Origin of the sequence: Enterobacter sp. RHBSTW-00593 (genome assembly GCF_013784105.1) — a bacterium.
In the GTDB taxonomy this organism is placed as follows: Bacteria; Pseudomonadota; Gammaproteobacteria; order Enterobacterales; family Enterobacteriaceae; genus Enterobacter; species Enterobacter ludwigii.
Map to the genome: position 1 here is coordinate 2,232,992 of NZ_CP056393.1, position 12,435 is coordinate 2,245,426.

10 protein-coding genes are annotated in these 12,435 nt (G+C 51.5%); 7 read left to right on the top strand and 3 right to left on the bottom strand.

Annotated elements, in window-relative coordinates; genetic code table 11:
- Positions 1–71: 71 nt before the first annotated feature.
- Both HV242_RS10520 and HV242_RS10525 read left to right on the top strand, forming a co-directional pair.
- A complete protein-coding gene (locus HV242_RS10520; RefSeq protein ID WP_047955582.1) occupies positions 72–2,252 on the top strand; it encodes a type I secretion system permease/ATPase in 2,181 nt (726 codons plus the stop codon).
- On the top strand, positions 2,249–3,424 hold the full coding sequence (locus HV242_RS10525) for an HlyD family type I secretion periplasmic adaptor subunit (protein WP_014169984.1): 1,176 nt from the start codon (positions 2,249–2,251) through the stop codon (positions 3,422–3,424). The genes HV242_RS10520 and HV242_RS10525 overlap by 4 nt, the downstream gene beginning before the upstream one ends.
- A gap of 35 nt (positions 3,425–3,459) precedes the next feature.
- Here the strand turns inward: HV242_RS10525 and HV242_RS10530 are convergent, their stop codons facing one another.
- Positions 3,460–4,344 carry a MarR family transcriptional regulator gene (locus tag HV242_RS10530; protein ID WP_014169985.1) on the bottom strand — a complete coding sequence of 295 codons (885 nt, stop codon included), beginning with the start codon at positions 4,342–4,344 and terminating at the stop codon, positions 3,460–3,462.
- A gap of 289 nt (positions 4,345–4,633) precedes the next feature.
- On the opposite strand from HV242_RS10530, the gene HV242_RS10535 reads away from it, so the two are divergent.
- Positions 4,634–6,097: an EAL domain-containing protein gene (locus tag HV242_RS10535; RefSeq protein ID WP_020884203.1), complete on the top strand. Its 1,464-nt coding sequence runs from the start codon at positions 4,634–4,636 to the stop codon at positions 6,095–6,097.
- Between the two features lie 32 nt (positions 6,098–6,129).
- On the opposite strand, the gene HV242_RS10540 is transcribed toward HV242_RS10535, so the two are convergent.
- Positions 6,130–6,402, bottom strand: a complete 273-nt coding sequence (locus HV242_RS10540; protein ID WP_014169987.1) for a DUF883 family protein — start codon at positions 6,400–6,402, stop codon at positions 6,130–6,132.
- 119 nt (positions 6,403–6,521) lie between these two features.
- Positions 6,522–7,190 (bottom strand): epoxyqueuosine reductase QueH, encoded by a 669-nt coding sequence (locus tag HV242_RS10545; RefSeq protein WP_020884202.1) that lies wholly within the window; start codon positions 7,188–7,190, stop codon positions 6,522–6,524.
- A gap of 802 nt (positions 7,191–7,992) precedes the next feature.
- Between HV242_RS10545 and HV242_RS10550 the strand changes: the two genes are divergently transcribed.
- From HV242_RS10550 to HV242_RS10565, 4 genes are all read left to right on the top strand, one after another.
- Positions 7,993–8,796 (top strand): DUF6694 family lipoprotein, encoded by an 804-nt coding sequence (locus tag HV242_RS10550; protein ID WP_020884201.1) that lies wholly within the window; start codon positions 7,993–7,995, stop codon positions 8,794–8,796.
- Positions 8,797–9,098: 302 nt separating this feature from the next.
- Positions 9,099–9,374 carry a metal/formaldehyde-sensitive transcriptional repressor gene (locus HV242_RS10555; RefSeq protein ID WP_014169989.1) on the top strand — a complete coding sequence of 92 codons (276 nt, stop codon included), beginning with the start codon at positions 9,099–9,101 and terminating at the stop codon, positions 9,372–9,374.
- 33 nt (positions 9,375–9,407) lie between these two features.
- A complete protein-coding gene (locus HV242_RS10560) occupies positions 9,408–10,526 on the top strand; it encodes an S-(hydroxymethyl)glutathione dehydrogenase/class III alcohol dehydrogenase (RefSeq protein WP_050736762.1) in 1,119 nt (372 codons plus the stop codon).
- Positions 10,527–10,687: 161 nt separating this feature from the next.
- Entirely contained in the window at positions 10,688–12,379 is a 1,692-nt protein-coding gene (locus tag HV242_RS10565) for a methyl-accepting chemotaxis protein (RefSeq protein ID WP_050736763.1), read from the top strand.
- The last annotated feature ends 56 nt before the right edge of the window (positions 12,380–12,435 follow it).

Below are 12,435 nucleotides of genomic sequence, written 5' to 3' on the forward strand. Positions count from 1 at the left end.
TGCCGCGAGGAGCGATCCTCGCGGCCTTTTGCGTGGCTACAACGAAGAGCGATAAAAGATTTCACAACATTATGAAGACACATCCACAGTACGAACCCTGGTTGCAGGGCATGCTCATCATCGCGAAGCACTATCGGCTGGACTTCTCGGCAGAGCATGTTCGGGTCACGATTAACCATGAAAGCCAGTCTCCACGCCAGCTGGTGCTGGAAGAGATGGCACGCCAGCTTGGGTTAGGGATGCGTATGGTGGCGGCCGACGCGGTCTCCCTCGACCCGTGGCGTTTACCTCTGCTTGCGGAATTTACCGGCGGGCAAATCGCGGTCATTAACCGCATGGACAGCGAGGGCAACGTGAGCCTGCAGTTCAGCGGTGACGGCGGCCTGGAGACGACGCTGACGCGTGAGGCGCTGTGCTCACGGTTGACAGGACTGCTGGTGCTGCGCCCGCTCGAGTCCACGCCGGATGCCCGGGTGGATGATTACATCAAACCGTATGAGAAAAACTGGTTCTGGCAGCTGGCCCTGAAGGACTGGCGACGCTACAGCGATATTATGCTGGTGGCGCTGGTCGCTAACGTCCTGGCCCTTTCCGGCATGGTCTTTTCCATGCAGGTGTATGACAGGGTGGTGCCCTCGCAATCGGAAGCCACGCTGTGGGTCCTGTTTGGCGGAGTGATGATCGCCATTGTTTTCGAATTCATCATGCGCATGCTGCGCGTGCACATTTCGGATGTGGTGGGTAAACGTGCCGACCTGCGTATTTCTGAACGCGTTTTTGCACACGCGCTGCGGATTAAAAACGGGGCGCGCTCTAAGTCAACCGGGTCGTTTATTGCCCAGATCCGCGAGCTGGAGTCGGTACGTGAACTGATCACGTCCACCACCATTGCGGCCATCTCCGATCTGCCATTCTTCCTGCTGTTTGTGTTCATTTTGTGGATGATTGGCGGTCCTCTGGTACTGGTTGTCCTGCTTGCCGTGCCGCTGCTGCTTATCCCGGGCCTGCTGGTCCAGCGCCCGCTGGGCAAACTGTCCAGCGAAGGGATGCGCGAGTCTGCCATTCGTAACGCCACGCTGGTGGAAGCGGTTCAGGGCATTGAAGACATCAAGCTGATGCGCGCTGAACAGCGCTTCCAGAATCAGTGGAATAACACCAATGATGTTGCCGCTAACGTCGGCATGAAGCAGCGCTGGCTGACCGGGCTGTTGCTGACCTGGACGCAGGAGGTGCAGTCGATTGTGTATGCCGTGGTGCTGTTGGTGGGGTGTTACCTGGTTATCAGCGGGGACATGACCACCGGTGCGCTGGTGGGGACCTCTATTCTCGCGTCACGGACCATCGCGCCGCTGTCGCAAATTTCAGGCGTGCTCTCCCGCTGGCAGTCGGCGAAAGTGGCGCGTAAAGGACTCGACGATCTGATGCAGCGCCCGATTGACGATCCTCAGCAGGGCAAGAAGGTGCATAAAGCCCATCTGCGGGGGGATTATGCGCTGGAAGAGGTGGGGTTCTGGTACGACGATGAAGAAAAACTCACCGTTCTGAACATCAGCAAACTGCAGATTCGCGCCGGTGAGCGGGTGGCGGTGCTCGGACGCAATGGCTCCGGCAAAAGCACGCTGCTGCAACTGCTGGCAGGGATGCAGGAGCCTCAGCAGGGCAGCATTCTGCTGGATAATATCGCGTTGAACCACCTGGACCCGGCTGACGTGCGCCGCGACATGCAGCTGCTGAGCCAGCAGGCGCGGCTGTTCTTTGGCTCCGTGCGGGACAACATTCTGATGGGCAACCCGCTGGCCACCGACGATGAGATCCATCAGGCGCTGGTGAACAGTGGTGCGCTGGAGTTTGTCCGCAAACAGAAAATGGGGCTCAACTACATTATCAACGAAGGCGGTGCGGGCCTGTCCGGCGGGCAGCGTCAGGCGTTATTACTGGCTCGCGCCCTGATCACCTCTCCGAACATTTTGTTGCTGGATGAACCTACCGCCTGGCTTGACGAGATGAGTGAGAAGCAGTTTATCCAGCACCTTAAACCGTGGTTGGGCAAGCGCCGGACGCTGGTGGTCGCGACCCATCGTCTGCCTATTCTGGAACTGGTTGACCGTATCATCGTGCTGGAAAACGGCAAGGTGATCATGGATGGCCCGCGCGACGCCATCCTTCGCCAGCACGGTATGGCGCCGCAAAAAGCCTCACAGCGTACCGTGACCATGAAACCGACACCAGTAGCAGAGGAGGGCGTAGCATGACTGATTTCTCTCGCGTCAACAGCCGCCTGAAGGAGCCACGCTTGCCGCGGTCAACCTGGGTCGCCTGGTCGCTGTTCGCCCTGCTGGCGGTATTTATCACCTGGGCAAGCCTGTTCAGCCTTGATGAGGTCACCACCGGTAGCGGCAAGGTGATCCCCTCTTCGCACGAGCAGGTGATCCAGTCCCTTGAGGGGGGCATTATTCACAGTTTGCTGGTGCGTGAAGGCGACATCGTTGAGCGTGGTCAGCAGCTGGCACAGCTTGACCGGACGAAAACCGAATCAAGCGTGCTGGAGAGTGAATCGCGCCTGAATGCCGCGCTGGCAACCGCCTCGCGTCTGAAGGCCGAAGTGAACGACACGGCACTGGCTTTTCCGGCAGAGCTGGATGATGACGTTGAGCTGGTCAAACAGGAAACGGCGCTGTATCAGTCTCGTCGCGAAAGTCTTGAAAAAGGGCTGGCGGGGTTACGGCAGGGGGCCGAACTGGTGCAGCGTGAGCTGTCGCTAACCCGTCCGCTGGTGACGCAGGGGGCAGCCAGTAAGGTGGAGGTGTTACGTCTTGAGCGTCAAAAAAATGAGCTTGAGAACAAAATCACCGAGATGAAAAACCAGTATTACGTTCGCGCCCGTGAAGAGCTGGCGAAAGCGAACGCGGAGATTGAAGCGCAACGTTCGGTGATGAAAGGGCGTGAAGATTCGTTGACCAGACTGACCTTCAATGCGCCGGTGCGCGGGATCGTTAAGGATATCGACGTGACAACCGTGGGAGGGGTGATTCCGCCAAACGGCAAGCTGATGAGCCTGGTTCCGCTTGATGACCAGATGGTGATTGAAGCGAAAATCTCGCCGCGCGATGTCGCCTTTATTCATCCGGGACAAAAAGCGCTGGTGAAAGTGACCGCCTATGACTACTCCATTTACGGTGGGCTGGAGGGCGAGGTGACCATGATTTCGCCGGATACGCTTCAGGATGAGGTGAAAAGGGATGTGTATTACTATCGGGTCTATATCCGCACTGACAGTAACCATCTGACCAATAGACAAGGCAAAGCCTTCCCGGTGTTTCCGGGGATGATTGCGACCGTTGATATTAAAACAGGCAGTAAAACGATTCTGGATTATCTGTTGAAACCGCTTAATAAGGCGAAAGAGGCACTGCGGGAACGGTAAACAAAGGGCGTTCGGGAAACCGAACGCCAGAAACATTATACCGTCGACGTTACGTTAACAACGTGGCGTCGTTCTTTAGGAACAACGTTAATATAGTGAGTCACATAGGCGAAGTATAATCCGGCATAGTTTTCGACCAGTTCTATAAACGCCGGGTAAATCGACATCTGGCCATCACCCTGATCTTTAAGATAACCCGCCTCTTGCGCCGATTTGATAATACGGTTGACGTGGATCCGTGAAACAAAAAATTCTTTAGCCAGTAAGTTGGCTGAATAAGGTATGACTGCGCCATGTGCGGTTTTATTTTTTATGGCCTGCAGGTAAAGATATAACATTATCATCCGCCCTCCGTCTTTATCAATAAACAATCCCACTTCAGGCAAAACCTTCCTGAACGTTAATCCCCTGAAAAGGTATTCCGCTGCGCGACGGAAAAAGTTATTTCGCAGGATGTCGTTATCCAGCAGATTAACGTTGATATTAAACTTTGGGAAAAGAATACTTACCGGCAAAAATGCGCCGGACATGTAGCGTTTAAGTTCATTGAGTCCCTTTTCAGTCGGTGCGATTCTCGTTTTGCGTCTGTCTTCACTGCAGCGCCAGGTCTTGATACGCCCGGTGGTTCTGAGCAAGGTGATGATCGCAATCACACTGTTGGGGCTGGCTATTTTATAACGGGAACATAATTCTTTAATTTCTGATACTGACTCAGCCTGATTTCCAAAGATAAAACAACACATGGAAAGAATAATGTTGAACCGTGATTCCTGAAGCATCGTTTTGTAGAACAAAGGTTGTTTTTTGTAGATGGCGTCATTAATGGTGTAGTGCTCTGTTATTGCCTCACTGAATCGCGGATTGTTTTTAATGACATCCCTTCGATGTAGCAAGGCCCTGGATGAGATATGATTATCCATAGCGTTTGTCTCTTATATGAATGAGCCGATAGATGAAGTATCCAGTCTTCTTTCGGATTTTTCATTATACCTTGAGATTGACATATTTACCGTTATTATTTGATGCGAATTTTATATTTATACTGCATATGAATACAGGCGGTGATTAACACAAAGATGTTCTCGTTAGTCACGTTGATAACGGTTTCTTAACCTGATGGTGTACTGTAAAATTATTATCAACAACAGGGTTTTTATATTTTGTTACATTCACAAATGGGATATGTGTTTTTGTGCCCAGGAGCAGGTTATGACCCAAAATATTTCTTTCAGAAATGCTGCTTTTTATGAGCAAAAATTTGTCATCTCAACCTGCCATTTCACATTTCAGGGGTACAGTCTGTTGCTTAAACAGTACGGTATAGACGCTTCGCACGTTCGTTTTGAGGGGGATGAACCTTCCCGGCAGGATCTGGAAAATATCCTTAGCAGTCAAAACGCTCAAATCTCGGTGTTTCTCGGAAAAGGTGTGGTCTCTCTGCTGGAGAGCCTGAAGCGACTCGCTTGCGTGCTAAATAAACTTCCTGTTATTCGAAAGGTAACCCTGTACGGGGAAATGCCGGATGGCTGGCTGTATCGAACGCTGGGGAATCTGTTAAATAATACTTTCCAGCTTTCAGTGATTCGTATAGCCAGCGTGTCTGATGTTATGACCTGTTTTCGTATGCATAATGACGTATTTAAGGATAACTCACGTTCATTGCGTGACCAATACTGGGGGGTGTCTTATCAGGAAAACGTAAAAGGTTTAACCGAAAGAGAGGTAAGTGTTTTATTAAATTTTTATCGCGGAATGTCAGTAAAAGAGCAGTGTGAAAAAATGGGGCTGTCTAATAAAACGGTTTATACCCACCGTAAGGAAGGGGTGAAAAAATTACACCAGATCCGACGCTGGCTGAAAGATCCGCATGCCTTAAGAATGGAAGGCAGCACGGAACGGTTAACGCAAAAAGAAAGTCTCTCTGCCAAAGAGACGGCGGTTTATAATGCATTGCTAAAAAGAGAGATATTCCCTGCATATCAGATCATAACCGATCGTTATAAGAAAGGGGTGGGGTTTGAGATACTTATTCGCTGGAATAATAATGGTAAAATTATCAAGCCAGTTAATTTTCTTACTGATATTTCAAGCCAGGAAATATGGCTAAAAATTACTGCGCTAGTGATTCATGCTGCGGTGTCAGGTATTAATAAATATAACGGTAAATATTATTTTTCCGTCAATATCCCCCCGCGACTTGCCTCGGGTAATGCACTTCCCGACATGGCCAAAAAGGCTGTGGCGATGCTGCTCAATCCGCAGTGGGCCGACAAACTGGTCTTTGAATTTGCCGAAGATATTGATGTGACCAAGGATAGGACGATCCCAGAAACCATGCGGCGTTTACGCAATACCGGGTGCCGGCTGTTTCTCGATGACTGCTTTTCCAACCATCAAACCATGTTCCCGGTAAGGCAGGTGCATTTTGATGGATTAAAGCTTGATCGGGATATCGTCGAGCATTTTGTGGCGAATGATAATGATTATAATCTTATTAAAGCGATACAGATATACAGCGATATGACCGGCACGGATTGTATTGCTGAAGGGGTGGATAGCGAAGAGAAGTTTGAGAAGTTAGTCGCCCTTGGGGTTAAAAGCTTTCAGGGCTATTATCTGTCGCGGGCGGTGAAAGAAGACGAATTAGATCGCATGGTCAGATTGTTTAGCTAAAGCGCAAAAATAAAGCCCCGAAGGGCCTTTATTTATTTTCGACCCAGTAACAGGCCGAGAACAATACCTACCGCCCCCGCAGCAATTAAACCCGTCAGGGGATTATTTCTCACCGCTTCAGTGACATCGGAAACGGCGTCGCTGGCCTGTGCGGCATATTTTTTGGCAGCACCTTTAACCTGATGCTTAGGGGAGTCAACGAAATCGCCAAACTGCTGCTGGGCTGAGCCTGCCAGTTCATCGAGTTTATTTTTCGCTTTGTCTTCTGCAAACTGTGTATTTTTATCAGTATTGAAATCAGTCATTTTTGCCTCCTTGTGTTGATAGTATAAGGATAGCCTCTCTTTTGCGTTTTAAGGGACGCAGGGCGGAAATTGGCACAAAATCCTCCTGTTTTCGGATATATCTCTATGCCATAAACCCTTTATTTCTCATTCTCATCCTGACCGTAATACAGTTTCCCAATCCGGATAAGCGGGCGGCCCTGAGACTTGCGGTGCAGGTTACTGTCCCTGAGCGAATACACGCACCCGCAATATTCCTGCTGGTAAAACTGTTCTCGCTTGCTTATCTCAATCATGCGCGAGGAACCGCCCTGTTTGCGCCAGTTGTAGTCCCAGTAGACCATCCCCGGATAGCGCGCTGCCGCACGCTGGCCGCAGTCATTTATCTGCTGCATATTCTTCCAGCGGGAGATCCCTAATGAACTACTGATGACGCGAAAACCATTTTCTGCCGCATATAACGCTGTGCGTTCGAAACGCATATCGAAGCACATGGTGCAGCGGATGCCGCGCTCGGGTTCCCATTCCATGCCCTTAGCGCGTTCAAACCAGTTATCGGTGTCGTAATCGGCATCGACAAACGGCACGCCGTGTTTTTCCGCAAAGCGAATATTCTCCTCCTTACGGATGAGGTATTCCTTTTGCGGATGAATATTGGGGTTATAGAAAAATATGGTGTAATCAATTCCCGACGCCTGGATCGCCTCCATCACTTCTCCCGAGCAGGGGGCGCAGCAGGAGTGCAGCAGCAGTTTGTCGGCGCCGTCTGGCAGGGTAAGTTGAGGGCGGATAAAGGGGGTTGTACTCATCGTATCAACTCTATGTGAATGAAATTTATTGAATTGTAGTCCCGTAACCGAAGAAAGTGAACGTTCAGGGCAAACCCCGGCGAACGTAAACATCCACGTTTCTTTTCTATGGCTCCGATCACGTCACCTCATATTCCCCCGATCCTGCGACGACTCGCAGCAATCACGCATTGACCGAAGGAATAAATTCGACATAATTTATTTCCGTGGTGAATCCTCTCTGACGAGAGGACGTTCCAGACTACTGCTGTCCGCAGGTATACACGCGTCTTTGCTTACCTGGGGAGAGTCACTGGGATGCACCCGACACCACGATTCTTTCTTTAATTTTTTATCCCATTGGAAGGGTATAGAGTGCACAAGTTTAATTCCTCTCTTCTTGCGATTTTTTTGCTGACAGGTTGTAGTTCCGATCTGGTTCTCAGCCCACCTCAAAAACCTGAATACAAGGCTATGCCAGAGATAACCCAGTCTGTGACGCCATCCCAACAGCGTGCGATCATGGCTGGCGAGAGGCCTGATTGGTCAGAAAGGACGCCAGTCGGCACCATGAAACGATATTGATAAATACCTAACGACCAGGGCTGCCATTCGGTGGCCTTTTTTATTGTGATGAATGCGCGGGATGTGATGGCCGCAGCCAAAACGCAGAAGGCATGGTGAAAACGACCCTGCGCCTGGCGTTGATAATCACCAGACGTGTGGAATGCAACTGAATCAAGTTAATGTTCTATATGCTTATTTTATCAATGCACCAATTCCTGATAAGATTGTTCCTAATTTTTACTGATGGAATAGGGACATGAAAAAAATTGTTGGCGTGATATTACTTTCCTGCTTACTTGCCGGTTGCGATAAACCTAAAATTGACTCATCAACTGATGATGCAATGAAATCGTCTATAGCTAAAGTCAGAGAGTCACTTCCGGAGAATAAGCGGGAGGAGTTTGATAGCGCTCTGCAAGTTGTGGCATTCAGTAACATCAACATGGCTGATCTCATGCATGCCTCATCAGACAATGACAAAGAAGACCTCAGCAAAAAGATGCGCGAACCCCTGTCGGGAAAGACTGCTGAGGAAGTCATTTCTTATGCTCAGAAAGTAACAGCAGAGCGAGAGCTTAAGCAGAAAGAACAGGCAATTCAGGAAATTAAAACGCTAGAAAAGAAAAAAGCTGACTCAGATATGGCTAAAGAGGAGCTGAAGAAAATCCAGGTTTTATCAGCCAGATTTACCAGGGAGCCTGAGGCAGACGGTGAGCCACAACCCGTAATTAGACTGGTTGTAAAAAACAAGAGTGAAAACGTTATTTCCAGAGCCTACCTGCATGGAGTGATAGCAAGCAGCGGACACTCAGATCCCTGGTTGGAAAGTAAGTTCTTTTACGATATTCCTGACGGGCTTAAACCGAATGAAGAAGCTACATGGGCTCTGGCTCCGCCTAAAAATTCTGAATGGGGTCAACTTTATGCCCCAAGCGACGCTGTTTTCACTGTGACAGTCATGAGAGTAGACGGTACTGATAAGCGGGCGTTGTTTGATGCAACAATGTTTACAGAGGAAGACGGTAACAAGCTTGATGAATTGAAGAAAAAATACCCGTGATTTTTAGCTAAAAAAATGACCCGCTTAGGCGGGTTTTTTTACGTCCGGAGGAAACGTGGCGACAGATATATTCACCTGGTGAACCCAGATACGGGCAGAAAGGGAAGGGAAGTTTAGCCACACGATTCGTTCTGCATCCTTTGGTCGTGGTTATGAGCAAATCGCAGGAGATGAACTAACCCTGAGCAGCAATTCTGGCTGATGACCCTCTCAGCTAACTACACGATAACCACGTAAAACCTAATGTTTACATAAAGCTGTTTTAAAAGATACAATACCCCCCTATAGTATCAGGAGGGCGTATGCCGCATTCACCCGCAGATAAAAAACGTATTCTGACGCGCGTCCGCCGCATTCGAGGGCAGGTTGATGCTCTTGAGCGTGCACTGGAATCGGGCGACCCCTGTCTGGCCATCCTGCAGCAAATTGCCGCCGTGCGCGGTGCTGCGAATGGGCTGATGGGCGAAATGGTTGAAATTCACCTCAAAGATGAGCTGGTGACCGGGGAAACAACGCCGGACCAGCGGGCCGTTCGCATGGCAGAAGTCGGCCATTTGCTGCGCTCTTATCTAAAATAAACCCACAGACCTCACAATAAGGGAAGAGACATTATGAAATCTCGCGCTGCTGTCGCATTTGGCCCCGGCCAGCCGCTCAAAATCGTTGAAATCGACGTGGCTCCGCCGAAGAAAGGCGAAGTCCTGATCAAAATTACCCATACCGGCGTGTGCCATACCGATGCGTTTACCCTTTCGGGTGACGATCCTGAAGGCGTTTTCCCGGCGGTACTCGGCCACGAAGGCGGCGGGATTGTGGTGGAAGTCGGCGAGGGCGTGACCAGCCTGAAACCGGGTGACCATGTGATTCCGCTGTACACGGCAGAATGTGGTGAGTGTAAGTTCTGTAAATCCGGCAAAACTAACCTCTGCCAGGCGGTTCGCGCTACTCAGGGTAAAGGTCTGATGCCAGACGGTACCACTCGCTTCTCCTATAACGGTGAGCCGATCTATCACTACATGGGCACCAGTACCTTCAGCGAATACACCGTGTGCGCGGAAATTTCGCTGGCGAAAGTGAACCCACAGGCGCCGCTGGATAAAGTTTGCCTGCTGGGCTGCGGCGTGACCACCGGGATTGGCGCGGTGCATAACACCGCAAAAGTGAAAGAGGGCGACACCGTTGCGGTGTTCGGTCTGGGCGGTATCGGTCTGGCGGTTATCCAGGGGGCGGTGCAGGCGAAGGCGGGTCGTATTATCGCTGTCGATACTAACCCGGAGAAATTCACCCTGGCAGGCCAAATGGGTGCCACTGATTTCGTGAACCCGAAAGACTACGATAAGCCGGTTCAGGATGTGATCGTTGAGATGACCGATGGCGGCGTTGACTTCAGCTTCGAATGTATCGGTAACGTTAACGTGATGCGTTCCGCGCTTGAATGCTGCCACAAAGGCTGGGGTGAGAGCATCATCATTGGCGTTGCCGGTGCGGGCCAGGAGATCAAAACCCGTCCATTCCAGCTGGTGACCGGCCGTGTGTGGCGTGGTTCAGCGTTTGGCGGCGTGAAAGGGCGCACCCAGCTTCCGGGCATGGTGGAAGATGCAATGGTCGGGAAAATTCAGCTCGACCCGTTCATTACCCATCGCCTGCCGCTGGAGCAAATCAACGATGCGTTCGATTTGATGCATGAAGGTAAGTCCATCCGTACCGTGATTCACTTCGGCGACAAGTAACTCTTCTGCCAGCGGTTTTTTTGCCGCTGGCGTTTCCTGCATAATCTTCTCTAAAGTGTGACCTGCCTTGCGCTTTTAGCCGTAAGCTAATCTCCAGCCGTGCCGATGACTATTTTACAGGCGTGTTTTTACGCATCTTACCTACAAGAGAGTCGACGGTCATGGACAACACAACAACGGTGCAGGCGCAGCGCACGCTGAGCTTTTTGCATCATATCAGGCTGGTTCCGCTGTTTTCCTCCATTCTCGGTGGCATTATTTTGCTGTTCGCCTTGAGCTCAGGTCTGGCGGGCTATTTCCTGCTGCAGGCAGACGCCGATCAGCAGGATGTCACATCAGAAATTCAGGTGCGTATGGGGCTGTCGAACAGTTCTAACCATCTTCGCACCGCGCGTATCAATATGATCCACGCTGGCGCGGCCAGCCGTATCGCTGAGATGGATGCAATGAAGCAGAACATCAGCGAGGCGGAAAAACGTATTAAGCAGTCTCAGGATGGCTTTAATGCGTACATGAACCGCCCCGTTCGTACGGCGGAGGATGAAGCACTGGATGCCGAACTGAAAACACGCTTTGACGCCTATATCGCAGGTCTTCAGCCGATGGTTAAATTTGCCAAAAACGGCATGTTTGAAGCGATCATTAACCATGAAAACGAATCCGCGCGCCCGCTGGATGACGCCTATAACGCCGTCCTGCTGAAGGCGATTAAGATCCGTACCGACCGGGCCAATGCCCTGACGGCGCAGGCGCACAGCCGCACGCAGCTGGGCCTGATGTTTATGGTCGGGGCGTTTGCCCTGGCGCTGGTGCTGACTGCGCTGACCTTTATCGTGCTGCGCCGCACGGTCATCAATCCGCTTCAGCGTGCTGCCACGCGAATCGAGAACATTGCGAAAGGCGACCTGACGATGCCGGATGATGTCGCCGGGCGCAGCGAAATTGGCCGACTGACGCGCGACCTGCAAACCATGCAGCACTCGCTGGAGACCACGGTTGGCACCGTACGCCAGGGGGCGGAAGAGATCTATCGTGGAACCAGTGAAATCTCGGCTGGCAACACCGATCTCTCATCCCGTACCGAACAGCAGGCGGCCGCCATTGAGCAGACTGCCGCAAGTATGGAACAGCTGACCGCGACGGTGAAACAAAATGCCGATAACGCGCACCATGCCAGCAAGCTGGCGGAAGATGCCTCCGGTAAAGCCAGCCGTGGCGGCCAGATGGTCTCCGGCGTGGTGAAAACGATGAGCAATATCTCCACCAGTTCGAAGAAGATCTCTGAGATTACTGCAGTAATTAACAGCATTGCGTTCCAGACCAATATCCTGGCGCTCAATGCGGCAGTAGAAGCAGCGCGTGCGGGTGAACAAGGACGCGGCTTTGCGGTGGTGGCGAGCGAAGTGCGTACCCTGGCGAGCCGAAGTGCAAATGCCGCGAAAGAGATTGAAAGCCTGATCAACGAGTCGGTTTCCCTGATCGATCAGGGTTCCGGTGAAGTGGTCGCCGCGGGCAACACCATGAACGACATCGTCGATGCGGTGAAACGCGTCACCGATATTATGCTGGAAATTGCCGCCGCCTCCGACGAACAGAGCCGCGGTATCGAGCAGGTCAGCCAGGCGATTTCGGAGATGGACAAAGTGACGCAGCAGAACGCCTCGCTGGTGGAAGAAGCCTCTGCGGCGGCGGCCTCCCTGGAAGAACAGGGCGCGCGTCTGACCGAGGCTGTCGGGGCATTTCGTCTGAGTGGCGCAAAGCCTGGCCGTTCAGTCTCGTCTGCGCCAGCGGTGAAAAACGCACCTTTACGTCCTGCGCCTGCGGTGTCGGGTGATAACTGGGAAACGTTCTGAGTCGTCCGGGGTAAACGGGTGAAAAAAAAGGGACCGTCAGGTCCCTTTTTTATTGC

What these genes read in the sequence shown, in the direction of transcription:
- HV242_RS10520 (WP_047955582.1), top strand. Translation starts at nt 72, where the DNA reads ATGAAGACACATCCACAGTACGAACCCTGGTTGCAGGGCATGCTCATC.
- HV242_RS10560 (WP_050736762.1), top strand. Translation starts at nt 9,408, where the DNA reads ATGAAATCTCGCGCTGCTGTCGCATTTGGCCCCGGCCAGCCGCTCAAA.
- HV242_RS10555 (WP_014169989.1), top strand. Translation starts at nt 9,099, where the DNA reads ATGCCGCATTCACCCGCAGATAAAAAACGTATTCTGACGCGCGTCCGC.
- HV242_RS10565 (WP_050736763.1), top strand. Translation starts at nt 10,688, where the DNA reads ATGGACAACACAACAACGGTGCAGGCGCAGCGCACGCTGAGCTTTTTG.
- HV242_RS10530 (WP_014169985.1), bottom strand. Translation starts at nt 4,344, where the DNA reads ATGGATAATCATATCTCATCCAGGGCCTTGCTACATCGAAGGGATGTC.
- HV242_RS10525 (WP_014169984.1), top strand. Translation starts at nt 2,249, where the DNA reads ATGACTGATTTCTCTCGCGTCAACAGCCGCCTGAAGGAGCCACGCTTG.
- HV242_RS10535 (WP_020884203.1), top strand. Translation starts at nt 4,634, where the DNA reads ATGACCCAAAATATTTCTTTCAGAAATGCTGCTTTTTATGAGCAAAAA.
- HV242_RS10550 (WP_020884201.1), top strand. Translation starts at nt 7,993, where the DNA reads ATGAAAAAAATTGTTGGCGTGATATTACTTTCCTGCTTACTTGCCGGT.
- HV242_RS10545 (WP_020884202.1), bottom strand. Translation starts at nt 7,190, where the DNA reads ATGAGTACAACCCCCTTTATCCGCCCTCAACTTACCCTGCCAGACGGC.
- HV242_RS10540 (WP_014169987.1), bottom strand. Translation starts at nt 6,402, where the DNA reads ATGACTGATTTCAATACTGATAAAAATACACAGTTTGCAGAAGACAAA.